The 211-nt window shown below is 29.9% G+C and carries 1 pseudogene; it reads right to left on the bottom strand.

The window, feature by feature from the left end:
- Positions 1-211, bottom strand: a pseudogene (locus AC23MB_RS14600) (IS982 family transposase); the annotation flags it as partial.

Raw genomic sequence — 211 nt, 5'->3', positions numbered from 1 at the left:
AAGCACAAAATCCTCTATTTGGATAGCAATATTCCATCTCTTTACATATTTTTGAGGTGTTGCTTCTGGAAAGTTTAAAAACTTCTAAAGGCATACTGTCGATGATAAAGTAATTTTCAAACTCATTAAAAATGTTGAACTAACTTCAAACGAATTTCATTTATACTATCAGAAAGTCTTCTTTTGCGACGATTATAAACACTTCGTTCTA

This window comes from Soonwooa sp. T0.1_25, from assembly GCF_057652215.1.
Note: the sequence above shows the minus strand (reverse complement) of the source record. Positions and strands in the feature narration are given on the sequence as shown.